Source organism: Stenotrophomonas genospecies 5, from assembly GCF_054473825.1.
In genome coordinates this window covers 191,911-216,987 of the sequence record NZ_JBTMUW010000002.1, presented here as the reverse complement: position 1 = coordinate 216,987, position 25,077 = coordinate 191,911, and the positions used below count along the sequence as shown (strand labels likewise).

The 25,077-nt window shown below is 68.0% G+C and carries 27 protein-coding genes; 17 read left to right on the top strand and 10 right to left on the bottom strand.

Annotated features, from left to right (window positions below; genetic code table 11):
• Positions 1–2 precede the first annotated feature (2 nt).
• From amt to ACX9OW_RS16150, 10 genes are all read left to right on the top strand, one after another.
• A complete protein-coding gene (amt, locus tag ACX9OW_RS16195; RefSeq protein WP_053520267.1) occupies positions 3–1,430 on the top strand; it encodes an ammonium transporter in 1,428 nt (475 codons plus the stop codon).
• A gap of 136 nt (positions 1,431–1,566) precedes the next feature.
• Complete coding sequence (locus tag ACX9OW_RS16190; protein ID WP_065182073.1) at positions 1,567–2,313, top strand: N-acetylmuramoyl-L-alanine amidase; 747 nt, start codon at positions 1,567–1,569, stop codon at positions 2,311–2,313.
• A 143-nt stretch (positions 2,314–2,456) separates the two neighbouring features.
• Positions 2,457–3,617, top strand: a complete 1,161-nt coding sequence (gene mltA, locus ACX9OW_RS16185) for a murein transglycosylase A (protein ID WP_459062554.1) — start codon at positions 2,457–2,459, stop codon at positions 3,615–3,617.
• Between the two features lie 170 nt (positions 3,618–3,787).
• Entirely contained in the window at positions 3,788–4,741 is a 954-nt protein-coding gene (locus ACX9OW_RS16180) for an alpha/beta fold hydrolase (RefSeq protein ID WP_065182072.1), read from the top strand.
• A 144-nt stretch (positions 4,742–4,885) separates the two neighbouring features.
• Complete coding sequence (locus ACX9OW_RS16175; RefSeq protein WP_053520269.1) at positions 4,886–5,167, top strand: hypothetical protein; 282 nt, start codon at positions 4,886–4,888, stop codon at positions 5,165–5,167.
• A gap of 82 nt (positions 5,168–5,249) precedes the next feature.
• Complete coding sequence (locus ACX9OW_RS16170; RefSeq protein ID WP_253118357.1) at positions 5,250–7,295, top strand: TonB-dependent receptor; 2,046 nt, start codon at positions 5,250–5,252, stop codon at positions 7,293–7,295.
• 65 nt (positions 7,296–7,360) lie between these two features.
• Positions 7,361–8,422 carry a two-component system sensor histidine kinase NtrB gene (locus ACX9OW_RS16165; RefSeq protein WP_053518064.1) on the top strand — a complete coding sequence of 354 codons (1,062 nt, stop codon included), beginning with the start codon at positions 7,361–7,363 and terminating at the stop codon, positions 8,420–8,422.
• On the top strand, positions 8,415–9,863 hold the full coding sequence (gene ntrC, locus ACX9OW_RS16160) for a nitrogen regulation protein NR(I) (protein WP_253118356.1): 1,449 nt from the start codon (positions 8,415–8,417) through the stop codon (positions 9,861–9,863). The genes ACX9OW_RS16165 and ntrC overlap by 8 nt, the downstream gene beginning before the upstream one ends.
• 93 nt (positions 9,864–9,956) lie before the next feature.
• On the top strand, positions 9,957–10,523 hold the full coding sequence (locus ACX9OW_RS16155) for a superoxide dismutase family protein (protein WP_053518061.1): 567 nt from the start codon (positions 9,957–9,959) through the stop codon (positions 10,521–10,523).
• Positions 10,524–10,555: 32 nt separating this feature from the next.
• A complete protein-coding gene (locus tag ACX9OW_RS16150) occupies positions 10,556–11,176 on the top strand; it encodes a superoxide dismutase family protein (RefSeq protein ID WP_065174141.1) in 621 nt (206 codons plus the stop codon).
• Between the two features lie 151 nt (positions 11,177–11,327).
• On the opposite strand, the gene ACX9OW_RS16145 is transcribed toward ACX9OW_RS16150, so the two are convergent.
• Entirely contained in the window at positions 11,328–12,215 is an 888-nt protein-coding gene (locus ACX9OW_RS16145) for a hypothetical protein (protein WP_459062553.1), read from the bottom strand.
• A gap of 93 nt (positions 12,216–12,308) precedes the next feature.
• Here ACX9OW_RS16145 and ACX9OW_RS16140 point away from each other — a divergent pair, with 93 nt between their 5' ends.
• The gene (locus tag ACX9OW_RS16140; RefSeq protein WP_111186508.1) at positions 12,309–13,604 is read left to right on the top strand and encodes an acetyl-CoA C-acetyltransferase; all 1,296 of its coding nucleotides are present in this window, start codon (positions 12,309–12,311) and stop codon (positions 13,602–13,604) included.
• Between the two features lie 111 nt (positions 13,605–13,715).
• Here ACX9OW_RS16140 and ACX9OW_RS16135 read toward each other — a convergent pair whose 3' ends face one another.
• The 3 genes from ACX9OW_RS16135 to ACX9OW_RS16125 form a co-directional block, all read right to left on the bottom strand.
• Complete coding sequence (locus tag ACX9OW_RS16135; RefSeq protein WP_053518053.1) at positions 13,716–15,026, bottom strand: heme biosynthesis HemY N-terminal domain-containing protein; 1,311 nt, start codon at positions 15,024–15,026, stop codon at positions 13,716–13,718.
• The gene (locus ACX9OW_RS16130; protein ID WP_263176802.1) at positions 15,023–16,012 is read right to left on the bottom strand and encodes a uroporphyrinogen-III C-methyltransferase; all 990 of its coding nucleotides are present in this window, start codon (positions 16,010–16,012) and stop codon (positions 15,023–15,025) included. The genes ACX9OW_RS16135 and ACX9OW_RS16130 overlap by 4 nt, the downstream gene beginning before the upstream one ends.
• Before the next feature lie 104 nt (positions 16,013–16,116).
• Complete coding sequence (locus ACX9OW_RS16125; protein WP_053518049.1) at positions 16,117–16,923, bottom strand: uroporphyrinogen-III synthase; 807 nt, start codon at positions 16,921–16,923, stop codon at positions 16,117–16,119.
• 35 nt (positions 16,924–16,958) lie between these two features.
• Between ACX9OW_RS16125 and ACX9OW_RS16120 the strand changes: the two genes are divergently transcribed.
• The 5 genes from ACX9OW_RS16120 (at position 16,959) to ACX9OW_RS16100 (ending at position 20,042) form a co-directional block, all read left to right on the top strand.
• On the top strand, positions 16,959–17,426 hold the full coding sequence (locus tag ACX9OW_RS16120) for a YiiD C-terminal domain-containing protein (protein ID WP_053518047.1): 468 nt from the start codon (positions 16,959–16,961) through the stop codon (positions 17,424–17,426).
• A 32-nt stretch (positions 17,427–17,458) separates the two neighbouring features.
• Positions 17,459–17,884 carry a hypothetical protein gene (locus tag ACX9OW_RS16115; protein WP_053518045.1) on the top strand — a complete coding sequence of 142 codons (426 nt, stop codon included), beginning with the start codon at positions 17,459–17,461 and terminating at the stop codon, positions 17,882–17,884.
• A 56-nt stretch (positions 17,885–17,940) separates the two neighbouring features.
• Entirely contained in the window at positions 17,941–18,378 is a 438-nt protein-coding gene (locus ACX9OW_RS16110; protein ID WP_053518043.1) for a rhodanese-like domain-containing protein, read from the top strand.
• Positions 18,379–18,478: 100 nt separating this feature from the next.
• Positions 18,479–18,997 (top strand): protein-export chaperone SecB, encoded by a 519-nt coding sequence (gene secB, locus ACX9OW_RS16105; RefSeq protein WP_004153553.1) that lies wholly within the window; start codon positions 18,479–18,481, stop codon positions 18,995–18,997.
• 19 nt (positions 18,998–19,016) lie between these two features.
• Entirely contained in the window at positions 19,017–20,042 is a 1,026-nt protein-coding gene (locus ACX9OW_RS16100; RefSeq protein ID WP_459062552.1) for an NAD(P)H-dependent glycerol-3-phosphate dehydrogenase, read from the top strand.
• Positions 20,043–20,192: 150 nt separating this feature from the next.
• Here ACX9OW_RS16100 and ACX9OW_RS16095 read toward each other — a convergent pair whose 3' ends face one another.
• The 5 genes from ACX9OW_RS16095 to ACX9OW_RS16075 all read right to left on the bottom strand — a co-directional run bounded on the left by ACX9OW_RS16095 (position 20,193) and on the right by ACX9OW_RS16075 (position 23,535).
• Complete coding sequence (locus tag ACX9OW_RS16095; RefSeq protein ID WP_459062551.1) at positions 20,193–20,672, bottom strand: YybH family protein; 480 nt, start codon at positions 20,670–20,672, stop codon at positions 20,193–20,195.
• A 96-nt stretch (positions 20,673–20,768) separates the two neighbouring features.
• Positions 20,769–21,140, bottom strand: a complete 372-nt coding sequence (locus tag ACX9OW_RS16090; protein ID WP_065174145.1) for a hypothetical protein — start codon at positions 21,138–21,140, stop codon at positions 20,769–20,771.
• 462 nt (positions 21,141–21,602) lie between these two features.
• Positions 21,603–22,649, bottom strand: a complete 1,047-nt coding sequence (arsB, locus tag ACX9OW_RS16085; protein ID WP_459062550.1) for an ACR3 family arsenite efflux transporter — start codon at positions 22,647–22,649, stop codon at positions 21,603–21,605.
• 14 nt (positions 22,650–22,663) lie between these two features.
• Positions 22,664–23,167 carry an arsenate reductase ArsC gene (locus tag ACX9OW_RS16080; protein ID WP_459062549.1) on the bottom strand — a complete coding sequence of 168 codons (504 nt, stop codon included), beginning with the start codon at positions 23,165–23,167 and terminating at the stop codon, positions 22,664–22,666.
• 38 nt (positions 23,168–23,205) lie between these two features.
• Complete coding sequence (locus ACX9OW_RS16075; RefSeq protein WP_065174157.1) at positions 23,206–23,535, bottom strand: ArsR/SmtB family transcription factor; 330 nt, start codon at positions 23,533–23,535, stop codon at positions 23,206–23,208.
• 17 nt (positions 23,536–23,552) lie between these two features.
• Between ACX9OW_RS16075 and arsH the strand changes: the two genes are divergently transcribed.
• Complete coding sequence (gene arsH / locus ACX9OW_RS16070) at positions 23,553–24,293, top strand: arsenical resistance protein ArsH (protein WP_065174158.1); 741 nt, start codon at positions 23,553–23,555, stop codon at positions 24,291–24,293.
• A 34-nt stretch (positions 24,294–24,327) separates the two neighbouring features.
• Here the strand turns inward: arsH and ACX9OW_RS16065 are convergent, their stop codons facing one another.
• Positions 24,328–24,852 carry a DUF6622 family protein gene (locus tag ACX9OW_RS16065; RefSeq protein WP_277381276.1) on the bottom strand — a complete coding sequence of 175 codons (525 nt, stop codon included), beginning with the start codon at positions 24,850–24,852 and terminating at the stop codon, positions 24,328–24,330.
• Positions 24,853–25,077 lie beyond the last annotated feature (225 nt).

Below are 25,077 nucleotides of genomic sequence, written 5' to 3'. Positions count from 1 at the left end.
CAATGAAGATGCGCCTTCTTACCGGGTGGCAAGCCCGGTTCCATCTCGTGTGCCTGCTGATGCTGCTCAGCGCGCTGGCCGCGGGCGTCTGGCCGGGCAACGCCCACGCCCAGGCCCAGGTGACACCGTTGAGCAGTGAACCGGTAGCGGTCGAGCCGCTGCAGGCACCGGCCGCCGCCGCTCCCGCGGCTGCCGAGGCTGCGGCCCCGGCCTTCGATCACGGCGACGTCGCCTGGATGCTGACCTCCACCCTGCTGGTGCTGTTGATGGTGGTGCCGGGCCTGGCCCTGTTCTACGGCGGCCTGGTGCGTTCGAAGAACGTGCTGTCCGTGCTGAGCCAGATCCTGGTGGTGTTCTCGCTGGTGCTGCTGCTGTGGGTGTCCTACGGCTACAGCGCGGTGTTCAGCGCCGGCAATCCGTTCTTCGGTTCATTCACCGAGTTCGCGTTCCTCAAGGGCTTCACGCCCGACTCGGTGGGCAACACGCCGATCGCGGGCCTGCCGGATTATCTGTTCGTCGCCTTCCAGTCGACTTTCGCCGGCATCACCACCGCGCTGATCGTCGGTGCCTTCGCCGAGCGCATCAAGTTCCGTGCGGTGCTGCTGTTCTCGGCATTGTGGTTCACCTTCAGCTACATCCCGATGGCGCATATCGTCTGGGGCGGTGGCTACCTGGGTGAGTTGGGCGCGATCGACTTCGCTGGCGGTACCGTGGTGCACATCAACGCCGGCGTTGCCGGCCTGGTCGCCGCGTGGTTCGTCGGCAAGCGCCTCGGCTACGGCCAGACCGCGCTGAAGCCGCACAACGTACCGTTCACCTACATCGGCGCGATGCTGCTGTGGGTGGGCTGGTTCGGCTTCAACGCCGGCTCCGCCGCCGCGGCCGACACCGTGGCATCGCTGGCCTTCCTCAACACCGTGCTGGCCACCGCCGCCGCAGTGCTGGGCTGGACGCTGGTGGAAGCCATCGGCAAGGGCAAGCCGTCGGCGCTGGGTGCGGCCTCCGGCGCGGTGGCCGGCCTGGTCGGCATCACGCCCGCGTGCGGCACGGTCGGGCCGCTGGGGGCCATCGTCATTGGTTTCGTCGCCGGCACCGTCTGCGTGTGGGGCGTCACCGGTCTCAAGCGCCTGCTGAAGGTGGATGACACGGCCGACGTGTTCGGCGTGCACGGCGTCGGCGGCATCGTCGGCGCGATCCTCACCGGTGTGTTCAGTGCGCAGTCGCTGGGCGGCACCAAGGCCGATCTGGATATCGGCCACCAGGTGTGGGTGCAGGTGGTCAGCGTCGGCCTGACGGTGGTCTGGTCCGCCGTGGTGACCGCGGTCATCCTGCTGCTGGTGAAGGTGGTGGTCGGCCTGCGCGTGACCGAAGAGGCCGAACGTACCGGCCTGGACGTCACCTCGCACGGCGAATCCGCGTACGAGGCCTGATGCAGGGCGGGCGGTCCGGAAGGGCCGCCCGCACGCTGTGCAGCCGGGCCATGCCCGGCTGCGTCCGTCAGGGCACCGGCCACGCGCCGCGTGCGCCTCCATGCACGATCCATCCCGATCGCGCACAATCAGGGGCATGCACCCGATCCGCACGTCCCTGCTGCTCTCGGCCTGCCTGCTGCTGGCCGCCTGTGCGTCCGCTCCGCCGGAGCCGCGCAATCCGCTCGCGACCTGGGTGCCCTCGCCGAACCACAACGCGCGGGGTCCGGTCATCATCGTCATCCACCACACCGAACAGGATTCGGTGCAGCAGAGCCTGCGCACGCTGCGCACCGCCAACAGTGGCGGCCGGGTCAGCGCGCATTACCTGATCGGCGCCGATGGCCATCGCTACCAGCTGGTGAGCGATCAACGTCGTGCCTGGCATGCCGGCACGGGCCGATGGGGCACCATCACCGACCTCAACTCGGCGTCCATCGGCATCGAGCTGGACAACAACGGCCGCACACCCTTCAGCGCGGCGCAGATCGAATCGTTGATCGTGCTGCTGCGCGACCTCACCGCGCGCCTGGACATTCCGCCGCGACAGGTCATCGGCCACGCCGACCTGGCGCCGACGCGCAAGCAGGATCCCAGCCGTTTCTTCCCGTGGCAGCAGCTGGCAGAGGCCGGCTTCGGCGTGTGGCCGCGTGCCAGCGATGGTCCCGCACCGGAAGGCTTCGATGCCTGGAATGCGCTGGCCCGCTTCGGTTACCCGCTGGAGGACAGGGACGCGGCGGTAGCTGCGTTCCACCGTCGATTCCGTGGCAGCGATGATCTGCCGAAGACGCTGGATGCGGAAGACGCCCGCATCCTGTACTCGCTGCTGCTGCAGACGCCGTGACCGCCAGCGCCGGGTCGGAATGCCGGTAGCGCCGGGCCATGCCCGGCGAGCGCACAGCGCGGGATCCGCTTCCGCCGGCCATGGGCCGGCGCTACACCTGCATGAGGTTGCCGGGCCAGCACCCGCCCCACTACATTGCGACCATGATCACTGTTAAGTCGTTGCCGCGCGCGCTGCTCCTCCTGCTCGGTGCAGCCCTGCTCGCCGCGTGTTCCACCACCGGCACCCGCCCAGGCGCACCTGCCGCTGCCACGCCCGCTGCGGCCACCTACGCCAGGGTTGAATGGAGTGCGCTGCCACCGGTCTCGGACAGCGACCTGCAGGCCGGCTTCGTCGCCTGGCGCAGCAGCTGCACCCGCCTGAAGAACGATGCGGTCTGGGCCAGACCCTGCGCCACAGCCGCTGCGGTTTCAGACAAGGACTCGGTCGCCATCCGCCAGTTCCTGCAGCGTGATCTGGACGTCTATGCGCTGCGTGCGGGTGGCCAGCAGGCCGAAGGCCTGATCACCGGCTACTACGAGCCGATCTATCCCGGCAGCCTCAGCCGCACGGACACGGCAACAGTGCCGGTCTATGGCACCCCCGATGATCTGATCGTGGTGCAGCTGGACAGCGTCTACCCCGAACTGAAGGGCAAGCGCCTGCGCGGCCGCCTGGACGGCAAGGTACTCAAGCCCTATGACGACGCAGGCACCATCGCCGGCAAGGGTGCCAAGGCGCCGGTACTGGCCTGGCTGACCGATCCGATGGACCTGCAGCTGCTGCAGATCCAGGGCTCGGGCCGGGTGCGCCTGGCCGATGGCACGCAGGTGCGGCTGGCCTACGCCGAGCAGAACGGCCATCCCTATCGCGCCATCGGCCGCTGGCTGGTGGAGCAGGGCGAGCTGCGCAAGGAAGACGTCACCATGGACGCCATCCGCACGTGGGCGAAGGCCAATCCCGCGCGTGTTCCGGAGCTGCTGCGCAGCAATCCCAGCTACGTGTTCTTCGTGCGCAGCGCCGACAGCCCGGAAGGCCCGCGCGGTTCGTTGAACGTACCGCTGACTGCCGGCTACAGCGTTGCCGTGGATCGCACCGTGGTACCGCTGGGCAGCCTGCTGTGGCTGTCGACCACCCGTCCGGACGGTACGCCGCTGGTACGCCCGGTGGCCGCGCAGGATACCGGTGGCGCCATTGCCGGCGAAGTCCGCGCCGACCTGTACTGGGGCACCGGTGATGCCGCTGGGAAGCTGGCCGGCGACATGAAGCAGCAGGGCAGCCTGTGGATGCTGTGGCCGAAGGGTGCGGCATTGCCGGCCCGCTGACCGCTGACCGCTGACCGGGCCGCGGCGATGCCCGCGCGAGGTAGCGGTCGCGGGCCATGGGGATTGGCGGACGAACGGTCAAATTTTAAGGACTTTGCGTAGCAAACAGTCCTGGAAAGGGGCGCAAAGTGGACCTGTCGAAACCCACTCACTTCGCAGGAGATTCCACCATGAACACCGTCACCCGCACCCTGGCCGCCACTGCCCTGGCTCTGTCCCTGCAGGCCGGCCTGTCCGCCCAGGCTGCGCAAGCGGCGCCCTCCACCGCCGTCACCGCCGTCGCCCGTACCGCCAGCACCCTCACCACCGCCGATGGCGTGCAGCTCTACTACAAGGACTGGGGTCCGAAGGATGGCCCGGTGGTCACCTTCAGCCACGGCTGGCCGCTGGACTCGGACAGCTGGGAATCGCAGATGATCTTCCTGGCCGACCATGGCTACCGCGTGATCGCGCATGACCGCCGCGGTCATGGACGCTCCAGCCAGCCGTGGGAAGGCAACGACATGGACCACTATGCCGATGACCTGGCCACGGTGATCAACACGCTGGATCTGCATGACGTGACGCTGGTGGGCTTCTCCACCGGGGGGGGCGAAGTGGCGCGCTACATCGGCCGCCACGGTACCGGCCGGGTGAAGAAGGCCGTGCTGATCAGCTCGGTGCCGCCGCTCATGCTCAAGACCGCCGACAACCCCGGCGGCGTACCGATCGAAGTGTTCGATGGTCTGCGCAAGGCGCAGCTGGAAAACCGCTCGCAGCTGTACCGCGACATTCCCTCCGGCCCGTTCTATGGCTTCAACCGCCCGGGCGCGAAGGTTTCGCAGGCCATGATCGACGCCTGGTGGGCGCAGGGCATGCTGGGCGGGCACAAGAACACCTACGATTCGATCGCCGCATTCTCGGCAACCGATTTCCGCCAGGACCTGAAGAAGTTCGACGTGCCGACGCTGGTGATCCACGGTGATGACGATCAGATCGTGCCGATCGACGTTGCCGGCCGCATGTCGGCCAAGCTGATCAAGGGCGCCCGCCTGATCGTCTACCCGGGTGCGCCGCATGGCCTGACCGAAACCCACAAGGACAAGGTCAACCAGGACCTGCTGGCCTTCCTGCAGCAGAAGTGAGTGCAGGGCCCCGGCGGTGAGCCGGGGCCCTCTGCTGTGATCGACGGGCGCATGGCAGGTCATCGCAGGGCCCCTGCGGTGCCCGCTGGGCGATAATGCCGCCCTCTGAACTCTCCGGCTGCCTCCACAGCCAGGACTCCGGCAATGAAGAACGCAAAGAAGTACTACAAGCACTGGGCCGAATCGGGCCTCGGCAAGGGCAACGTGCTGATGGAAGCACGGGGCGACAGGATCGTCCGCCAGGTGGAGATCTACGGCTCCAAGCTGGTATGGGCCGATGAAAACGGCCAGAGCGATGACCGTTTCATGCTGGCCGACCAGCCCGTCTCGTTCCTGGATTTCGATTCCGACGACGAGATCAGCGCGCGCGAATTTGAAATCGCGTGGAAGAAGGCCAGGGAAGCGACCGGGTATCCGTCTGCCTGACGCCCGGCAAACCGGCGTCCCCGATGGCTGCCAGAACTGAAATGTTATAAAGTTTCATTTTTGGCACTCCATCTCCTGCCCCATGAAGACCCCCACGCTGCTGGCCGCCCTGGCGGCGGCTCCCCTTGCCCCTGACGCATTGGCGCAGTCAGCCGACGCGGCGCTCACCCTGGGCAAGGTCGATGTCCACCAGCACCGGGAAGGCGCCCTCAGCGCGCACCAGGTACTCACCTCCGTTGACGTTCTGGGCGCAGACCAGATTGAAGACCGCACCGTGTCCCACAGCTGGGAACTGCTGGGGCAGATGCCCGGCATCCAGCTGACCGAAACACGCCAGGGTGCCGAGTCGGGCAAGGTCAGCTTCCGCGCCTTCAATGGCGAGGGTTACCTCAATGCCATCAAGACCCTGATCGATGGCATCCCGAGCAACGTCAACAGCGGCAACCAGCGCTTCATCGACATGCTGTTCCCGCTGGAAATCAGCTACATCGAGGTGGTGCGCGGGACCAACGATCCGCGTTATGGGCTGCACAACATCGGCGGCAACGTGAACTTCGGCACCCGCCAGGGCGGCAGTTACACCGATGCGCGGCTGGCCTATGGCAGCTACAACACGCGCGATGCGCAGCTGGCGGTGGGCCGCGAATCCAACGGCTTCGCGCAGAACTACTTCATCGGCACCCAGGCCAGCGACGGTTATCGCGAGCACGACACCTCCAGGAAGTACTCGCTGGGTGGCAAGTGGTTCTACGGTTCACTGGACGATGGCCTGCGCGTGGGCCTGACCGCGCGCGCCTATCACCACGAGGCGGACGAACCCGGCTTCATGACGGCCGAGGAACTGCGCACGCACCGCCGTGGCAGCGACCTGCGCAACGCCCATGACGGCGACGACCGCGACATGCGCCAGTTCGCTGCGCATCTGGACCTGAAGCTGTCCGACGCGCTCGTTCTCGGCACCCGGCTGTACTACAACCGTTACCAGGACGATCGGCGCGTGACCTTCAGCGACCTGCCCACCGGCAACCTGCCGCGCCAGCGGCGGCTGTGGGACGAGCGCCAGGCCGGCCTGCTCACCACGCTTACCTGGCAGCCCGCAGCCACGCTGACGGTGGAGGGCGGGTTGAACTACGAGCAGCAGGACAACGGTTACATCCGCGAGCGGTATGCCTACGCCGAACCCACCGATTTCACCCGCCCGCCGGCCCGCGTGCAGAACGACGACCGCCACAGCTTCGACAACGTGGGCGCTTATCTGCAGGCCATCTATCAGCCAGCCGCCGCCTGGAAGATCGTGCCGGCCTATCGCGTGGACCGCTTCAATGGTCGCACGCGGTTGATGGATGGCACCCGCGGGCGGCTGCAGGACTACGGCACCATCGGCCAGCCCAAGCTGAGCGTCATCCACAGCCTGGGCGACACCACCCACGTCTACGCGAACTGGGGCCGCACGTTCCAGGTGCTGACCGGCGCCACCGCGCCGGCCTATCTCACGCCCGGGCAGACGCCGATGCGCCCTTCCACCAACACCGGCATGGAGCTGGGCCTGAAGTTCCAGCCCTTTGACGGCGCCCAGGCCCGCCTGGCGATATGGCAGCAGGATGCGGAGAACGAGGTGTCCAACATGCCGGCCACCGGCACCACCGTCACCCTGGGCAAGACCCGGCGCCGTGGCGTGGACGCGCAGTTGAGCCTGCAGGTGGGCGACGATTGGACGGTGTGGGCCTCGCATGCGTACCAGGAAGCGAAGATCACCCGCGACAACCGCGCCCCCGGCGTGTCCCTGCAGGGTCGCGAAGTGGCCGCCACCCCGCGCCACATCAGCAACCTGGGCGTGGACTACCAGGCCAGCCAGGCACTGCGGCTGGGCCTGCAGGCGCGCGCGCAGGGCGACTACTACCTGGAAGAGCGCAACGTGGCCGGCAGATTCGGCGGCTTCGCCGTGCTCGACCTCACTGCCGCGTACCGGATCAATCCGCGCTGGAGCGTGGACCTGCAGCTGAAGAACATCACCGGACGCGAGTACGCCTACGCGTGGTACGACAGCTTCTTCTGGGACAGTGCCCGGCCGATGTTCTCGCCTGCCCCCGGCCGCACCGTCTTCGTCGGCCTCAGCATGAAGCTGTAGCCCGGCGGGGCGCTTCGGGCTGCGGAAGGAACGCATCTGCCACGCTTTTGCACTACATTGGTGCAATGTCCGACCCCGCGCCGCCACCGTCCCTCGATGCCCTGGGTACCCCCTTGGCCTGGGCCGCTGCCGACGGCCGCATCACCGGCTGCAATCCGGCCTTCGGCCGCTGGCTGGGCGTCAGCGGCCGTCGCCTGCTGGGCCAGCCCCTGGCGGCGCTGGAGGTGCAGGGAGAGGCGCTGGCCCACTTCCTGGCCCGCGACGAGCGTGACAGCCTGCGCCTGCACCGGCTGGCACTTGCGGTACCGGGAGAGGCACCCCGCTTCGCCGAAGGCTGGATGAGCCGCCGTGATGATGGCGGCTGGCTGCTGGAGGCGCATCCGGTCGATGAGTTCCCCGGGCTTGACCCCACCCAGGCCTTGCCGAGCGCACTCAGCGCGGCGCTGAAGGGCCTGGCCCACGAACTGCGCAACCCGCTGGCTGGCCTGAAAGGCGCGGCGCAGCTGCTGGCGCGCCGTGCCGCACAGCGCGATGCCAGCGAGCGCGAACTGATCGAACTGATCGGTTCGGAGATCGAACGCCTCAACGGGTTGCTTGACCAGCTGCTGTCGCCGGCGCCGGCCGCACCGCATGCCGCCTTGAACATTCATGCAGCACTGGAGCGCGTGCTGCGCCTGGCCGAGAACGAAGCGGGCTGGGCGGTGCGCCTGCAACGCGACTACGACCCCAGCATTCCCGAGCTGGATGGCGACGCCGACCGCCTTACCCAGGCAGTGTGGAACCTGGTGCGCAATGCGATCCAGGCCGGCGCGGGCACCATCACCCTGCGCACGCGCGTGGAGCATGGTGCGCGGGTTGCCGAGCGGCTGCATACGCTGGCGCTGCGGCTGGAGATCGCCGACGACGGTCGTGGCGTACCCGAGGAGCTGGCCGAACACCTGTTCCTGCCCCTGGTCAGTGGTCGCGCTGAAGGCACCGGCCTGGGCCTGGCGCTGGCCCAGCAGGTCGCGCGCGAGCATCGCGGCACGCTGACCTACCGCTCGCGGCCCGGCCATACCGTATTCACCCTGCTGCTGCCGATCGGCAGCGGCACCGTTCCGGCCGAGGAGGCCCCGCGCGATGTCTGACGCGTCCGCTTCACCCCAGCGGATCTGGGTGGTCGACGATGACCGCGCCGTGCGCTTCGTGCTGTGCACCGCGCTGCGCGAGGCGGGCTACCGGGTCGATGATTTCGACAGCGCCGCCGCCGCCCTGCAGGCGCTGGCCGAGGGGTCTCCGCCGGCACTGCTGTTCACCGATGTGCGCATGCCCGGCGATGACGGCCTGGTGCTGCTCGACAAGCTCAAGGCTGCCTTGCCACAGCTGCCGGTGGTGGTGATGTCGGCCTACACCGATGTCGCCAGCACGGCGGGCGCCTTCCGCGGCGGCGCGCACGAATTCCTGTCCAAGCCGTTCGATCTGGATGATGCCGTGGCGCTGGCCCAGCGCGTGCTGCCGGCGGTCGCGCCGGCACTGGCCGCGCCGGTACCGGCCACGGAGGCCTCCGCCGACCCGTCGCCGCAGCTGGTTGGCGATACGCCGCCGATGCGCGCGCTGTTCCGCGCCATCGGCCGGCTCGCGCAGGCGCCGCTGGCGGTACTCATCACCGGTGAAACCGGCACCGGCAAGGAGCTGGTGGCCAACGCGCTGCACCGCGAATCGCCGCGTGCGCAGGGCCCGTTCGTGGCATTGAACACCGCCGCCATTCCCGCCGAGCTGCTGGAGAGTGAACTGTTCGGCCATGAAGCCGGCGCATTCACCGGCGCACAGCGCCGGCACATCGGCCGCTTCGAGCAGGCCGACGGTGGCACCCTGTTCCTCGATGAAATCGGCGACATGCCCCTGCCGCTGCAGACGCGCCTGCTGCGCGTGCTGGCGCAGGGCGAGTTCTTCCGTGTCGGCGGTCGTGAACTGATCCGTGTCGATGTGCGCGTGATCGCAGCGACCCACCAGGACCTGGAAGGACGGGTGGCGCAGGGGCTGTTCCGCGCCGACCTGCTGCATCGCCTGGACGTGGTGCGCCTGCAGCTGCCGCCGCTGCGTGAGCGCCGCGAGGACATCGCGCAGCTGGCCACCACCTTCCTGGCGGCGGCCGCACGCCGGCTGGATACGCCGACCAAGCGCTTGACCGCCGCTGCCTTGCAGGCGCTGCGCGAGCACGACTGGCCGGGCAATGTGCGCGAACTGGAGAACGTGTGCTGGCGGATGGCCGCACTGGCTGCTGCCGACACCATCGGCGTGGCCGACGTGGATACCGCGCTCAACCGGGCACGCACCCGGCGCAGCAGCACCGGCGGCACCGACCCGGGGCAGTGGGAGGCGCTGCTGTCGGAGTGGGCGCGGCGGCAACTGGCGGAGGGCGTGGAAGGGCTGCATGCGCAGGTGCGCGAGCGTGTCGATCACGCGCTGCTGGACGCTGCCCTGCAGATCACCCACGGTCGCCGCGCGGAAGCAGCGGCGCGGCTGGGCCTGGGCCGCAACACGCTGACCCGCAAGCTGGGCGCAGGCCGCCGCCGCGGCCCCCATTGAACGGTCCCTGCACGCGATCCTCGCATCCGCTTGCCGAACCGTTGATCCCTCATGGACGATGCCGTCCGTAGTGTCACCTGCAAGGAGTCTTCGATGCGCCTGTTACCTGCCCTTCTTCCGCTGTCCGCCGCCGCGCTGCTGTCCGCGTGTGGCAGTACGCCGAAGCCGCAGCCCACGCCACCGCCGCCGGTCGTGACCAGTACCGCACAGCAGGCCGAGGCGAATCTGGCCCCGGCGTCGGCCAGCATCGTCAGTGGCCGGCTGGTGCTGAAGGTCGAACCGGCAGGCGTACATATCACCGGCCTGGTCGGTGGCCTGCAGCCGATGCAGCAGGCAGGCTTCCATATCCACGAGCGTGGTGATTGCAGCGCTGTGGATGCCAGCAGTGCGGGCAATCACTTCAATCCCGGCGGCGTCGCGCACGGTCGCGCCGGTGCCGGCACGCATCACCTGGGCGACATCGACAACCTGCGTGCCGATGCCCAGGGCCGCGCCAACGTCGACATCCACCTCAAGGGCGTTACTCTGGGCGGAGGCGCCGCCACCGATATCGCAGGACGCGCATTGGTCGTGCATGCCAATGCCGATGACTATCGCAGCCAGCCTGCCGGCAATGCCGGCGTTCGCATCGCCTGCGGCGTGATCCGCGTGACGCGCTGATCGCCGCCGGCCATCTTCCAAGGAGAGCATCCATGCGTCTGATCCATACTTCGCTGTTCGCGGCCATCGCCGCCCTGGGCCTGGCGGCCTGCGGCAAGCCGGCCGACACCCCGCAGACCGAGACGCCGCCGGCCGCGCCGGCCGAGAGCGCAACCACCGAACCGGCGCCCGCTGCAGAACCGGCGTCCACCGCCGATGCCTCGGCCACGGCCGAGCTGGCACCCACCCAGGGCAACGAGACCAAGGGCAGCGTCACCTTCAAGCGGGTTGACGGCAAAGTGCACGTCACGGGCCAGATCAGTGGCCTGAAGCCCGGCAGCGAACACGGTTTCCACATCCACGAGAAGGGCGACTGCAGTGCGCCGGACGGCACCAGCGCCGGCGGTCATTTCAACCCGGGCAAGCAGGACCATGGCAGCGTGGCCAGTGATCCGCACCACGGTGGCGACATGCCCAACATCAAGGCCGACGACAAGGGCGTGGCCACCATCGATGGCCCGGTGTCGAGCAACGTGAACATCGGCAAGGGCGATGATTTCGACATCATCGGCCGTGGCCTGATCGTCCACGCCGATCCGGATGACTACACCAGCCAGCCGACCGGCAACGCAGGTGCGCGCCTGGCCTGCGCAGTGATCCAGAAGGCCCCGTAAGGCCGGGCCCGCTGGATTGGAAAACGCCGGCGCAGGCCGGCGTTTTTCTTTGCATCCCTTTCTGTAGAGCCGAGCCCACGCTCGGCTGCTCTTCCGGCGGCCTGAGCCGAGCATGGGCTCGGCTCTACAACACGCGGCCGCCGTTTCCTTGTCAGCGCGCCAGCAACTCGCGCGCGTCCTGTCCCGCCTCGCAATGCACGAACAGCACCGGCACACCGTGTGCTTCCAGCACTGCCGCCATCTGCCGCTGGCGCATCAGGAACTGCTCATAGATGCCCTGCAGGCGATCGCAGTCGCCACTGTCATGACTGTAGTGGGCGCACCAGCCGGCCGGATCGAACAACGCCATGCGCGCCTCGCCATGGCTGTAGCGCAGCAACGGCTCCGGTGCGGCCTCAAGCCACTCATCCTCGCCCGGCGCCATGATCGCTGTCTCGATCAACGGCCACAGCGCGGCCAGGCCCTGGTTGTCGTACTGCATCGACATCATCGCGGCCAGGTCGTTCACGGTGAAATAGCGCGCATGCTCGATGCGGGCACCGAAACTGTTCTGCGCCATCAGCGCGGTATCGGCATGGGCCATGCCATTGGCCAGCAGCACCTCTTCCAACGCATCGGCCACCGCACGGGTGGTCGCCACATCACTGCCGGTCAGCAGGAACGGCAGCACACGCAGGCCGCCACCCACCAGCGTCGCATCGGCCTGGAACGGCAGCGGCACATCGCCATTGGCATCGGTGCCGAAGGCCAGCAGCCGCGGGCCCTGGTTGCGGCCCGGCGCGCGCATCTGCAGTTCTTCCAGACGGCGATGGATCGGCCAGCCCGGGCGCAGCACTTCGGCCGGGTCGAAATGGGCGGCGGCCAGGACCAGGTCCAGCTCGGCCACGGCCGGTACCAGCTTGGACAGGTCGCGGCCGACGCGCTCGGCCAGTTCACCGGCCTGGTCTGCGCTGAGTACCGCCTGGCGGGGGATCTCGCCGCCGGCCAGTTCCAGGGCCAGCACGCCAATGGCATTCATCGCGGGGTCGGGTTTGCTCATGGTTCCACGGTTGGCCCATCACAGGGCGGCAGCTACACTTGGCCCCATTATGCCTGCTCTGTCGTGCAGGCCATGTTGCAGACACCCTCATCCATGCCAGGTATCTCCATGCCCAACGCTCGTCCCGTCGCCATTCTCGGTGGCGTCCGCATTCCGTTCTGCCGCCAGAACACCGCGTATTCGGATGTCGGCAACCTCGGCATGTCGGTACGCACGCTGGGTGCGCTGGTCGAACGCTTCGGCCTGCACGGCCAGCAGCTGGGTGAAGTGGCGATGGGTGCGGTGATCAAGCACTCCAGCGACTGGAACCTGGGCCGCGAAGCCACGCTGTCCTCCGGACTGTCGCCGCTCACCCCGGGCATCACCCTGCAGCGTGCCTGCGGCACGTCGCTGGACAGCATCATCACCGTCGCCAACAAGATTGCCCTGGGCCAGATCGAATCGGGCATCGGCGGCGGGTCGGACACCACTTCCGACGTGCCGATCGTGTACGGCAAGAAGCTGCGTGCACGCCTGCTGGCCGCCAACCGCGCCAAGAGCACCGGCGACAAGATCCGCGCGCTGACCTCCGGCTTCAAGTTCTCCGAACTCAAGCCCGAGTTCCCGGGCGTGGCCGAACCGCGCACCGGCAAGAGCATGGGCGATCATTGCGAGGACATGGCCAAGGAATGGAACATCTCGCGTGACTCGCAGGACGAGTGGGCGGTGTCCTCGCACAAGAAGCTGGCCGCCGCCTATGAGCGTGGCTTCTTCAACGACCTGATCGCGCCGTTCCGCGGCGTGGAGCGCGACAACATCCTGCGCCCGGATACCTCGCTGGAAAAGCTGGCCACGCTGAAGCCTGCGTTCGACAAGGTGTCCGGCCGCGGCACCCTGACCGCCGCCAACTCCACGCCGCTCACCGATGGTGCCGCGGCGGTGCTGCTGGCCAGCGAGGAATGGGCCCGCGCCCACGGGCACGAGCCGCAGGCCTACCTGCGCGATGCGCATGTCTCGGCGGTCGATTTCGTGCACGGCGAAGGGCTGCTGATGGCACCGACCGTGGCCGTGCCCGAGATGCTCAAGCGCAACGGCCTGACCCTGCAGGACTTCGACATCTACGAAATCCACGAAGCGTTTGCCGCACAGGTGCTGTGCACCCTGCGCGCGTGGGAGAGCGAGGATTACTGCCGCAACCGGCTGGGCCTGGAGGCACCGCTGGGCCGCATCGATCCGGACAAGATCAATCTGCTGGGCTCGTCGCTGGCTACCGGTCACCCGTTTGCCGCTACCGGTGCGCGTGTGATCGCCACGGCCGCAAAGCAGCTGGCCGAACGCGGCGGCGGCCGCGCGCTGGTGTCGATCTGCACGGCAGGCGGCATGGGCGTGGTGGCGATCGTCGAGCGCTGATCGCTGATCGCTGATCGCTGCAGAAGGCTGTACATGAAAAAGCCGCCCGGATGGGCGGCTTTTTCGTTGCGGACCCGGTGGGGTGCCGACCCTTCGCCGGCACTGCACCGGTCAGGGAAGACGGGGGTTGCCGAACTCGTCGCGCTCTTCGTTGGCGTTGTACACCGGGGGTTGCGGCACCGTCGGCAGATCTTCCACGGTGGCGCGCGGCGGCACTTCATCGGCACCGGCCCCTGCCGTGCGCACCAGCGCCACACTGTCCTCGCCGCGCTGCAGGCGCAGCGCGTTGGCCAGGCACTGTGCAGCCAGGGCATGTTCACCCCGCTGGGCGAACAGCTCACCCAGCGCTTCCCAGGCCGGGGCACCGGCGCCGCTGGCGATCGCTTCGTGCAGGAACGTATCGGCAGCGTCCCATTGCTGCTGGGCCAGGGCGACGCGGCCCTGTGCCAGGCGCAGCGCCGCCGAATCGTCATGCACGTTGCGCCAGCGCTGCAGGTTGGCCTGGCGGGTGGCGAGGCGTTCGGCGGGCAGGCGGCCATACAGGGCCACCAGTTCGTCGTCCCAACGCTGGTCCAGGGCGTGCTCCAGCGCCAGCAGCGCCGGCTCGTCCCAGTTCAGCGCCACCGCGCGGCTGGCATAGGCGCCCACCACGTCGGGGGTCGGCCGCAGCGCTTTCGGCGTGGCTTCCCACTGCGCGGCCAACGCATTGACGTCGGCCGCTTCCAGCAGCGCCTGCGCGGCCAGGCGCGCTTCCAGTTCGCTGTTGGATTCGGCCGGCAGCACCTTGCTCTGACGCAGGGCGCCCAGCTGTCCATACGCTTCGTGCGCACGACCGGCGCGGGCCAGTGCCTCGGTGCGCAGCCACAGGCCACGCGGCGGAAGCGGCTGGATCGCGGCCACGTCCAGCACGTTGATCGCGTCCACCGGCAGGTCGCGCGCCAGCAGTTGCTCGGCGCGCAGCAGCGCCTGCAGGGTGGCATCGGATTCACCCAGCCGCTGCAGCAGCGCCTCACCTGCGCTGGCGTCAGCACGTGCCTGTGCACTGCGTACGGCATTGGCCAGCGCCACCGCGCTCACTTCCGGATCCTTGGCGGCGCCGTCGAGCAGCTTTTCCGCACGCTGCCACTGCCCGTGCTCGTAAGCCTGCAGGCCATCGATCAGGCGCACCCGGCCCTGCTTGCGGCGGTAGCGGCCCCACGCACGGAACGGTGCGGCGATCAGGCTCCACAGCAGCCACAGCACCAGCACTGCAATCACCGTCAGCAGCGCCACCTTCGGCAGATTGCTGTGATAGTCGTAGCCGCCATAGCGCAGAATCACTTCGCCGTAGCGGTTGAGATCGTCGGTGCCGAGCCATTGCGCGGCGACCACACCAATGGCCACGGCCAGCAACAGCACGACCAGGGATTGCAGGGGTTTCATTCGGGTAGCCTCCGGTCGGTCTGGGTGCGCAGCTGTTGCAGGGTGCTGCCTAGGGCGGTGTTGCTGGTCTGCAAGGGAAGCTCGCGCAAGGCCTGCAGTTCAGCACGCTGCGCGCGCAGGGCCGGTGAATCCGGCCAGCGCCGCTGTGCCCACTGCTCCACGCGCGACAGCGCGGCGTCACGGCCGGCACGGTCGCCGCGCTCGATCGCCGCCCGGGCCAGGGTCAGTTCCAGTTGCAGTGCATCGTCGGCGTTGCGCCGTTCGGCGGCGGTCAGCGGACCGTTCTGGCGGCTCGGGCTGATATCGACGAAGGGCGCCAAAGCGGCCTGCCACCACGGTCGCGTCTGGTCGCCGGCCGGCGTACTGGCCACCTGGGTCGGCAGCCCCTGCAGGGCGCCGGCCAACGCATCCAGTCGCTGCAGCGCCTGAACGCGGGGTCCGGCACCCAACGCATCGAGGGCATCGCGCTCCTGTACCAGCGCCTGGCGCAGGTTCAGGCCCTCGCTGTCGGGCAGCGCGGCCAGCGCGGTCGCGGCCTGTGCATAAAGACGGCGGGCACCTTCGACATCGTCGGCGTAGTTCAAGCGCTGTGCGGCCTGGGTCAGCAGCAGTTCGGCCTCGTCGCGCTGCACGGCCTGCCGGCCCTGGTTGGCGCTGTCGGCGAGCTTGGCGAGGTTTTCCTCCAGCAGCGCGCTGCGCTGCGACAGGCCCAGCATCTCGTCGCGCAGCACACGGTTGGTTGCGGCCGCGTCCTGCAGGCGTTGGCTGGTTGCGCGCTGGTCGCGACGCAGCGCATCCAGCGTGGCCTCCAGGCCCTGCAACTGCACCGCCATCGTCCGCGACTGTGCTTCCTGCTCATGCTGTTGCTGCTGCCAGAAACGCCAACCGGCATAGCCCCCTCCACCGAGCACGGCCACCACCGCCAGCGGCAGCAGCAGCCAGCGCAGGGAGCGGCGGGGTGGGGAAACGGGGGCGGTGTCGTTCATCAGGCTTCCTTGTCGGCGGCGTCGCCGGAAGGGTTCCGGCAGGCAGCGTCAGGCACAGCATCCCTGTTGCCGACGACAGCGGCAAGCGTGACCCACGTCCCTGTTCAGGTCGCTGCCGGCCCGGTGAGCGTGGTGTGTGCAGCGGCGATCAACTGCGGGGTGGTCGGCCCCGCGCTGCGCACCACCCGCAGGCCCAGCGCCTGCGCCTGCACGCCCAGCCGTTCGCTGGCGACCAGTGCGGTGGCATGGGCCTGCAGCCGCTGCTGCCACTGCGGCGACAGCTGCTCCCACACACGTTGCAGGGCTTCACCGCTGCTGACCGCCATCAGCCAGGGCGCAGAACACTCTCCCAGCCGTGACAGGGCGCGAGGCGACAGGCGCAGTGGTTGGCGCCGATAGACATCGGCACGTTCGATGCTGGCACCCGCCGCCTGCAGCCGGGCGGCAATCAGGCCCCGGCCACCGGGCGCGGTGACCAGCCCGATCCGCAGGCCCTGTACCGCCGCCAGTACCGGCAGGGCCAGCAGCCCCTCGCTGTCCATCCGCTGCGGCGCGTGGACCTCGCTGATGCCGTGCGCCTGCAACGCGCGTGTGGTGCCCTCGCCAACCGTCAGCCACGGGCTGTGCTGCGCCGGGCGCAGCGGCAGCAGCGCGGCAGCCGCCGTGACGGCTGCGGGGCTGGTGAACACCACCCGATCGCAGTTCAGCGCGCGTTGCAGCTGGCGCACCACGGCAGGGCCCTGCAAGCGTTGCAGCCGCCACGGCGACAGCGCCACCAGCTGCCCGCCGAGCCCAGCAACGGCGCGGCGCAGCGCCGCATGCTGGCCCTGCGGACGCAGCGAGATCAGCGTCCAGCCCGCGCCGCGGCACGCGCTGCCAGTGGGTATCGTATGGTCATCCATTGCCTGCATTATGCGGGCCCGCCGTTGTCGTGGTTGCTGCTCCGATGTCCGTTGATGCCCTGAGCTCCTCGTTGGCCTCCCTGCAGGAGGTGCTGGACTGCATGCCTGCGGTCCGTGCCATGCAGATCCGCCTGGACGGCTATGCCGATGGCGTGCTGCGCATCACCGCGCCGCTGACGGCGAACGTCAACGACAAGGGCAACGCCTTCGGCGGCAGCCTGGCCTCGGTGCTGACCCTGTCCGGCTGGGCGCTGGTCAGCCTGCGCCTGCGCCTGGCCGGCCACGACGCCGAGGTCTACGTGGCCGACAGCAACCTGCGCTACCTGGCACCGGTCTACGAAGACCTGCACGCGCAGGCCGAGGCGGCCGAAAGCGGTGCCTGGGACACTTTCCTGGCCACCTTCCGCCAGCGTCGCAAGGCCCGCATCAGCATCATCGCTACCCAGCCGGCCGCCGACGGCCGGGCCGCTGCCGAGTTCAGCGGTCGCTTCGTTGCCTTCGCCAAAGGGTAGGATGGCAGGCTGACGCCCTGCGGAAACCCCTGATGCGCCGCCTCATCCAGATCCTGTTGTGTTCCCTGCTGCTGGTCAGCGCCATGGCCGGTGCCGACGAGCTGAGCCGCAAGCAGCGCAAGATGCTGGAAGAGACCCAGATCGCCTACGGGGCGACGATCCGCTGGGGCAGCATGGACGACGCCATCGGCTACCTGGATCCGGTGCTGCGCAAGGAAAAGCCGCCCACCGAGTTCGAGCTCAACCGTTATGCACAGCTGCGGGTGTCCTCCTACCGCGAGCGCAGCAGCGCCTCGCTGCCCGATGGCCAGGTCGAGCGCCGGGTGGAAATCGGCGTCATCAACCAGAACACCCAGGCCGAGCGCACCGTGGTGGTGACCGAGCGGTGGCGCTGGGATGCCGAGGCCAAGCGCTGGTGGCAGGCCGGTGGCCTGCCGGATCTGTGGCAGGGGCAGTGACGGGCCGCGTCCGGCTTGTGCGACAATCGGCGCCCGCTTATCGACCCGTGACCTGAGTGAATTACGAAGAGTTGCTGGCCTTTGCAGGCCGAAACCCGATGCTGTCCGCGGCCCTGGTCGGCCTGACCGTGGCCCTCATCGTCACCGAAATCCGCCGCCTGTTCCGGGGCTTCAAGGGCATCAAGCCCGCCGAACTGACCCAGCTGATGAATGCGGGCGGCACGGTGGTGGTGGACCTGTCCGCCAGCGGTGACTTCGAAAAGGGGCACATCGCCGGCAGCCGCAATGCGCAGGCCAGCGCGTTCGGCCCGGAGCACAAGCTCGTGGCCAGCGCCAAGCAGGCGCCGGTGGTTCTGGTGTGCCGCAACGGCAACGCATCGGAAACCGCCGCCAAGGCGCTGAAGAAGGCCGGTTTCGAAAAGGTCTTCGTGCTCGAGGGCGGCATTCCCGCCTGGCAGCAGGCCGAACTGCCGCTGGTCAAGGGCCGCAACTGATTGCCGCAGGTGGCGGATCCGGCCTTGTATGGGCCTGATGCCGCCCCCATCGCAGTAATTCGACCCTAGTTTTCATTGCATTCACCTGGAGTTACTGGAAATGTCCGAAGAGATCACCAACGGCGCCGCTGCGCCGGTCGATGCCGCTACCGGCCCCGCTTTCACCGTCGAGAAGATCTACGTCAAGGACGTCTCCTTCGAGTCGCCGAACGCACCGACCATCTTCAATGACCAGGTGCAGCCGGAGCTGCAGCTGAATCTGAACCAGCAGGTGCAGCGCCTGGGTGAGAACGCGTTCGAAGTCGTGCTGGCCGTCACCCTGACCTGCCAGGCCGGTGAGCGCACCGCCTACGTGGCCGAAGTGAAGCAGGCCGGCGTGTTCGGCCTGGTCGGCCTGGACCCGCAGTCGATCGACGTGCTGCTCGGCACCCAGTGCCCGAACATCCTGTTCCCGTACGTGCGCCAGCTGGTCAGCGATCTGATCCAGGCCGGCGGCTTCCCGCCGTTCTTCCTGCAGCCGATCAACTTCGAAGGCCTGTACGCAGAAACCCTGCGCCAGCGCCAGGAGCAGGGCGACGCACCGTCGCTGGCTGACTCCGAGCCGGCCGGCAACGCCTGAATCCGTCGCGACGTCACGGATGAGCACTACCGCTGACAAGATCGCCGTGCTGGGCGCCGGTTCCTGGGGAACCGCGCTGGCCAGCCTGCTCGCCCGGCACGGTCATCCGACCGTGCTGTGGGGGCGTGATGCCGCCGTGGTCGAGGCCATCGACCAGCGCCACGAGAATCCGCGCTATCTGCCGGGCATTCCGCTGCCGGGCAGCCTGCATGCCACCACCGACCTGGCGTCGGCGGTGCACGGTGCCGCCTGGATCCTGGTGGTGACCCCGTCGCACGCGTTCAATGAGACCGTGCGCGCGCTGGCGCCGCTGCGTCCGGCCGGTGCCGGCGTGGCCTGGGCGACCAAGGGTTTCGAGCCCGGCTCCGGCCGTTTCCTGCATGAAGTCGCGCGCGAGATCCTCGGCGAGGACGTGCCGCTGGCTGTCGTCACCGGGCCGTCGTTCGCCAAGGAAGTCACCCAGGGCCTGCCCACCGCGATCACCGTGCACGGCGACGTGCCGTCGTTCGCGCAGACCGTGGCCGAAGCGATGCATGGCCCGGCGTTCCGTGCCTACACCGGCGACGACATGGTCGGTGCCGAGCTGGGGGGCGCGATGAAGAACGTGCTGGCCGTGGCCACCGGCGTTGCCGATGGCATGCAGCTGGGCCTCAACGCCCGTGCCGGCCTGATCACCCGCGGCCTCAACGAGATGCTGCGGCTGGCCGCGGCGATCGGTGCCAAGCCGGAAACCCTGATGGGTCTGGCGGGCCTGGGCGATCTGGTGCTGACCTGCACCGGCGACCTGTCGCGCAACCGCCGCCTGGGCCTGGCCCTGGGCCGCGGGCAGACGCTGCAGGATGCCGTGCGCGAGATCGGGCAGGTGGTTGAATCGGTGCAGACGGCCGATGAGGTGATGCGTCAGGCACGCCGACACGGCATCGACCTGCCGATCTCCGATGGCGTACGCGCCGTACTGCACGGCGAGCAGACCCCGGCAGAGGGCCTGCGCGCATTGCTGGCGCGCGAACAGAAACCGGAATATCCGGACACGCTGTTCAAGTAACCGAAAACCCCGGCCATGCGCCGGGGTTTTTTCATCAGGGAGTACCCATGCGGGTGCCGGACCGGAGACAGACTTTGGTGGGTGCCAAGCTTGCTTGGCATCACGCGTGCAGCATATCCACGCATGGCGTGGATCCACTGCAACGCCCGATCACCGCGCCCGTGGCGGCGCGTTGCCGTTGTCCATGTCCGAGAAGATCAGCCAGGGTCCATCGCCCGCGCGCTTCAGCGTCAGCGTGAACTTTCCGGTATCGCCGACGTTGGCGCCAAACGTGTAGGCACCAATGATGTAGGCCGTGCTCCTGTCCACCGCGTACGCCAGCGCACGCAGGCGCAGCGGGCTTCCACCCTGTCCGGCGTAGGCGGCCGCGATCGCGTCGCGCCCGCGCACCGGCGGCTGGTGGCTTTGCAGGATGAATCCGTCTTCGGCGAACAGCGCCGCCAGTGCCTTGCCATCGCCCGCGCTCCACGCCCGCTCGTAGTCGCGCAGCACGCGATCCAGTGCCGCAGGCAGTGCCACGTCGGGCAGGCGTCCAGCGGGCGGCGGTGCGCTGCTGGCGTGCTGCGCGAGGGCAGGACCGGCCAGCAGCACGGTGGCAAGAAGGATCGCGGCATGGAAGGGTCGGCGCATGCGAAGAGTCCCGGGCGGTGGCAGAAGCCTGGCCGCAAGAATAACCACACGGGCCGGCCCCGGATCGCGCGGCCGAGGGTGCGCGAAACCTCCCTGTCAGCCCGGACGCAGCAAGGTGCCGGCCTGCACTGACAGTGACAGGCAGGCCATCACCAGTCCTTCCATCACGCGATCGCCCACGTACTGCTCCTCCGGCCCGTTCTGCCGGACACGCTCGGCGGCCAGCAGCATCTCCAGCGCCACCCGCAGGCCGGCGTGCGCGCAGTCGGCATCGGCCAGCGCCAGCTGACGGCCAGGCAGCGGATGGCGTTCCGGCCAGGGCAGGCCATCGGCGGCTGCGCCGCTGCCGATCCGTTTCAGCGTGGCGATGAAGGTGTTGGGGTCGGACGGGGACTGTTGGGGGGTCGCATCGGCATCGTTGGCCGGCGCGCTGTCGGAATGCGGAGGGGGAAACTCGGGTGTGGTCATTGATGAGGCTCCGTGCAGGACAGACGGTAGCCGCCACGGATAAAGGTGGCGGGCGGAGACGTGGCTCGAAAACCGGGAGGTTGCTAGGCCGGCAGGCACAAGGCCTCCACGCTCCGCCCGCCATGGCCGGCGGACGCGTTGCCAGCCGGCACCACACGAGGTGACACCGGCTGGCAACCGTAATCAAGCAACTCCACGGGTTTTCGATGCCCGGCCACCTTTTGGGGTGGCACCGCATCTGTACCTGTGTCACTGCGCAACGCCAATGAGCCGAGTTGTATTCAACCCACGATGCTCGACGCTTTCAGCATCCTCGCACACGGTTAAGTAGTCGCAGACGTTGATGGCGCAAGGGCCTCACGCATTCGGGGAATTTGCGACACGAGTCGTGGTTGAGTGCTTCGGGGTGCCGCGAAACCTGGACGATTGCGACAGCGCGGGCCAGAAGCAGGCATCGCCCCTCTACGACTGCCCGCGGTCACCCGCACCCTGCCTCTCGTACCAGCCTTCAGTACGGTTCACGATACGAACGACCGACAACATCACCGGCACCTCGATCAGCACACCGACAACGGTGGCCAGTGCGGCGCCCGAATGCACACCGAAGAGCCCGACGGCGGTGGCGACCGCCAGCTCGAAGAAGTTGCTCGCGCCGATCAGCGCCGACGGGCCGGCCACGCAATGGGCGACGCCCAGACGACGGTTGAGCAGATAGGCCAGGCCCGAAGTGAAATAGACCTGGATCAGGATGGGCACGGCGATCAGCGCGATGACCAGCGGCTGCTCGACGATCTGCTGACCTTGAAAGCCGAACAGCAGCACCAGTGTCAGTAGAAGGGCCGACAGCGAAACCGGGCCGAGTCGGGTCAGCGCCAGCTGCAGACCGGCCTCGCCGCTGCGCGAAAGCATCCAGCGCCGCAGCAGGGTGGCAACACCGACAGGTGCAACGATGTACAAACCCACTGACAGCAGCAGGGTGTCCCACGGAACAGTGATCGCGGACATGCCGAGCAGCAATGCGACCACCGGCGCATAGGCCACCACCATGATCGCGTCGTTCAGCGCGACCTGGCTCAACGTGAAGTTCGCATCGCCGCGGCACAGGTTGCTCCACACGAACACCATCGCGGTGCAGGGCGCGGCTGCCAGCAGGATCAGGCCGGCGATATAGCTGTCGATCTGGCCGGCTGGCAGCCATTCCGCGAAGAGGTGACGCAGGAATACCCAGCCCAGCAGTGCCATCGAAAAGGGCTTGACCGCCCAGTTGATGAACAACGTTACGCCGATGCCTTTCCAGTGCTGCTGCAACTGGCGCATTGCGCCGTAGTCGACCTTCAGCAGCATCGGGATGATCATCAGCCAGATCAGTGCCGCGACCGGCAGGTTGACCTTGGCCACTTCGGCGGACGCCAGTGCCGCAAAGGCGCCGGGCAGGAGGTGTCCCAGCAGGGTACCGGCCGCGATGCACAGCGCGACCCACAGGGTGAGGTAGCGCTCGAACAGACGCATGCGCGCGGGTACCGTCACGGTGTGCTGTCGGTCGGCTGCAACCGGCCGATCTGATCCAGCGCGTTCTGCATTGCCTCGCGGTCGGACCACAACGATCCGGGCAGATCGATCAACGCACGCAGCCGCGATTTTACGATGGCATGCGCGCGCGCAAATGCGGCTGCTTTCTCGGCATCGCTGCCTGCAACTGCGGCGGGATCCGGCTGGCCCCAGTGGCTGCGAATGAAGTCGCCAAACACCACCGGGCAGGCGTCTGCCGCGGCCGAATCGCACACGGTGATCACCAGATCCATGGGCGCAGCATCCACGAACTCATCCCACGATTTGCTGCGTAGCCCATCGATGGTGATTCCTTCGGCCTGCAGTTGTGCGAGCGCGAATGGGTTGACCTGGCCGGTGGGGTGGCTGCCTGCGCTGAATGCATTGAAACGTTCGGCGCCCCAGGCTCGCAGCGTGGCTTCGGCAAGGATGCTGCGGGCGCTGTTGCCGGTACAGAGGAACAGGACGTTGCGTGTCATGGTGCAGTCGTTGTGATGGCAGGAGGTCGGGTGTGGCTTCAGCACTTGCACGCCGGTGCAGCGGGAGTGCACTCATCGCTCGGCGAACCCGCGCAGCAGTTGTGCGTGAGGTACTCGATCAAGCCGGTCATGGCGGCGAAGTTGGCGCGGTAACAGACATTGCGGCCCTGGCTCTCGCTTTCCACCAGCCCGGCCTGTACCAGCTCCTTCAGGTGGAAGCTGAGTGTGGCTGGTGGCACCTGCAGGGCCGCCGCGATGTCACCGGCCACGCGCCCCGCTGGACCAGCTTCCACCAGCAGGCGGAAGGCCGCCAGGCGGGTGGCGTGGCCCAACGCGGTAAGCGCGGTAATTGCATTTGACGTTTCCATATTTCTAGAATAGTCGAATGAATGAGACGATCGCAAGTAGCCAGCTGCCGAATCTGAGGGAAGCTTCGTTGCCCCGGCCCGACCCCAGCCTGCTCGCCGCGGGGAATCTGGGACCTCCCCGCATCCTGCTGCTCTACGGTTCGCTGAGGCCGCAGTCATTCAGTCGCAAGCTGGCCCTGGAAGCCGAGCGGCTCCTGCAGCATCTGGGCTGCGAAACCCGGGTGTTCGATCCACATGCGCTTCCGATGGTGGACAGCGTGGACAGGAGCCATCCCGAAGTGCAGCGGCTGCGCGCGTGGTCGCAGTGGTCTGAGGGGCAGGTGTGGGTCAGCCCGGAACGGCACGGTACCGTCACCGGCGTGTTCAAGAACCAGATCGACTGGCTGCCGCTGGAGGACGGCAGCGTGCGACCCACGCAGGGCAGAACGTTGGCCGTGATGCAGGTGAGTGGCGGCTCCCAATCGTTCAACACCGTCAACACCCTGAGGGTGTTGGGGCGCTGGATGCGCATGCTGACCATCCCCAACCAGTCTTCGGTGGCCAAGGCCTGGCAGGAGTTCGATGAGGACGGACGAATGAAGCCCTCGCCATACTACGACCGGGTGGTGGATGTCATGGAGGAACTGGTGAAGTTCACTCTGTTGACGCGGGGCCGGGCGGACTACCTGGTGGATCGCTACAGCGAGCGCAAGGGCGACGCTGCAGCGGCAGTGCTGGCGCAGGCCGCAGGGGCGACGACCGCAGCCGGCACCGGGTGACGGCACTGCGCGACGCCTCCCGGGTGCACCCGCCTCAGCTGGCAGCCCCCATCCGGCTGTGCCCCTCAAGGCGAGCCGCCGACAGATACCGGCAGTAGCGGCCGATGAAGATGCCGGTGAATCCACCGGACAGCAGCAGGTAGGCAGCGCTGAAACCTGCGTTGGCGCTCAGCGCGGGCGACACTGCGAGCGCCGTTTCGAAGCCATACTTCACCAGGAACGTGATCAGCAGCAGCGGCAGCAGGCTGTAATCCGCGCTGCGCCACAGCCGTCCCGTCGCACGGTTCATGGCCACACGCGCCCGGCGCAGCAACAGCCAACCCAGGCCCGTTCCTGCGCCGATGCCGACCAGCCACTCGCCCCAGGCCGACCACGATGCGCCGTAGCGGTGGCTGATGGACCACACCCCCCATGCCGCGAACACCGCCGGCACGATCGCCAGCGTGGGCAGCGAGGTTTCGCCGGGCTTCATGGCCGCGATGCCTCGGGTGATGAGAAACACCATCAGCACCCAGACCCAGATCGGCGTATGCGAAAGGAGTTGCTGGAACAGGCTCATGACAGGTCCCCTTGGGTGAGTGCCGGTGCAGTGGCGCCGGGCGGTGACGCGTACTATTCGCGCCGGAGCCTTCCCGAACCAGTGACAGGTGTCAGCCGCCTGAAGGGACATGACGGGTAGGTGGCGCTGGCATGCAGCAGCATGCTGCTGTCGACCAGCCCCGGAGTTCCCTGAACAGCAACTTCATTCATGTACCGGTCAGTTCAATATTCAGGGCTGATTTCG

Bases quoted from the DNA above. Each gene is read 5' to 3' on its own strand.
- amt (WP_053520267.1), top strand. From the start codon at position 3: ATGAAGATGCGCCTTCTTACCGGGTGGCAAGCCCGGTTCCATCTCGTG.
- ACX9OW_RS16190 (WP_065182073.1), top strand. From the start codon at position 1,567: ATGCACCCGATCCGCACGTCCCTGCTGCTCTCGGCCTGCCTGCTGCTG.
- mltA (WP_459062554.1), top strand. From the start codon at position 2,457: ATGATCACTGTTAAGTCGTTGCCGCGCGCGCTGCTCCTCCTGCTCGGT.
- ACX9OW_RS16180 (WP_065182072.1), top strand. From the start codon at position 3,788: ATGAACACCGTCACCCGCACCCTGGCCGCCACTGCCCTGGCTCTGTCC.
- ACX9OW_RS16175 (WP_053520269.1), top strand. From the start codon at position 4,886: ATGAAGAACGCAAAGAAGTACTACAAGCACTGGGCCGAATCGGGCCTC.
- ACX9OW_RS16170 (WP_253118357.1), top strand. From the start codon at position 5,250: ATGAAGACCCCCACGCTGCTGGCCGCCCTGGCGGCGGCTCCCCTTGCC.
- ACX9OW_RS16165 (WP_053518064.1), top strand. From the start codon at position 7,361: ATGTCCGACCCCGCGCCGCCACCGTCCCTCGATGCCCTGGGTACCCCC.
- ntrC (WP_253118356.1), top strand. From the start codon at position 8,415: ATGTCTGACGCGTCCGCTTCACCCCAGCGGATCTGGGTGGTCGACGAT.
- ACX9OW_RS16155 (WP_053518061.1), top strand. From the start codon at position 9,957: ATGCGCCTGTTACCTGCCCTTCTTCCGCTGTCCGCCGCCGCGCTGCTG.
- ACX9OW_RS16150 (WP_065174141.1), top strand. From the start codon at position 10,556: ATGCGTCTGATCCATACTTCGCTGTTCGCGGCCATCGCCGCCCTGGGC.
- ACX9OW_RS16145 (WP_459062553.1), bottom strand. From the start codon at position 12,215: ATGAGCAAACCCGACCCCGCGATGAATGCCATTGGCGTGCTGGCCCTG.
- ACX9OW_RS16140 (WP_111186508.1), top strand. From the start codon at position 12,309: ATGCCAGGTATCTCCATGCCCAACGCTCGTCCCGTCGCCATTCTCGGT.
- ACX9OW_RS16135 (WP_053518053.1), bottom strand. From the start codon at position 15,026: ATGAAACCCCTGCAATCCCTGGTCGTGCTGTTGCTGGCCGTGGCCATT.
- ACX9OW_RS16130 (WP_263176802.1), bottom strand. From the start codon at position 16,012: ATGAACGACACCGCCCCCGTTTCCCCACCCCGCCGCTCCCTGCGCTGG.
- ACX9OW_RS16125 (WP_053518049.1), bottom strand. From the start codon at position 16,923: ATGCAGGCAATGGATGACCATACGATACCCACTGGCAGCGCGTGCCGC.
- ACX9OW_RS16120 (WP_053518047.1), top strand. From the start codon at position 16,959: ATGTCCGTTGATGCCCTGAGCTCCTCGTTGGCCTCCCTGCAGGAGGTG.
- ACX9OW_RS16115 (WP_053518045.1), top strand. From the start codon at position 17,459: ATGCGCCGCCTCATCCAGATCCTGTTGTGTTCCCTGCTGCTGGTCAGC.
- secB (WP_004153553.1), top strand. From the start codon at position 18,479: ATGTCCGAAGAGATCACCAACGGCGCCGCTGCGCCGGTCGATGCCGCT.
- ACX9OW_RS16100 (WP_459062552.1), top strand. From the start codon at position 19,017: ATGAGCACTACCGCTGACAAGATCGCCGTGCTGGGCGCCGGTTCCTGG.
- ACX9OW_RS16095 (WP_459062551.1), bottom strand. From the start codon at position 20,672: ATGCGCCGACCCTTCCATGCCGCGATCCTTCTTGCCACCGTGCTGCTG.
- ACX9OW_RS16090 (WP_065174145.1), bottom strand. From the start codon at position 21,140: ATGACCACACCCGAGTTTCCCCCTCCGCATTCCGACAGCGCGCCGGCC.
- arsB (WP_459062550.1), bottom strand. From the start codon at position 22,649: ATGCGTCTGTTCGAGCGCTACCTCACCCTGTGGGTCGCGCTGTGCATC.
- ACX9OW_RS16080 (WP_459062549.1), bottom strand. From the start codon at position 23,167: ATGACACGCAACGTCCTGTTCCTCTGTACCGGCAACAGCGCCCGCAGC.
- ACX9OW_RS16075 (WP_065174157.1), bottom strand. From the start codon at position 23,535: ATGGAAACGTCAAATGCAATTACCGCGCTTACCGCGTTGGGCCACGCC.
- arsH (WP_065174158.1), top strand. From the start codon at position 23,553: ATGAATGAGACGATCGCAAGTAGCCAGCTGCCGAATCTGAGGGAAGCT.
- ACX9OW_RS16065 (WP_277381276.1), bottom strand. From the start codon at position 24,852: ATGAGCCTGTTCCAGCAACTCCTTTCGCATACGCCGATCTGGGTCTGG.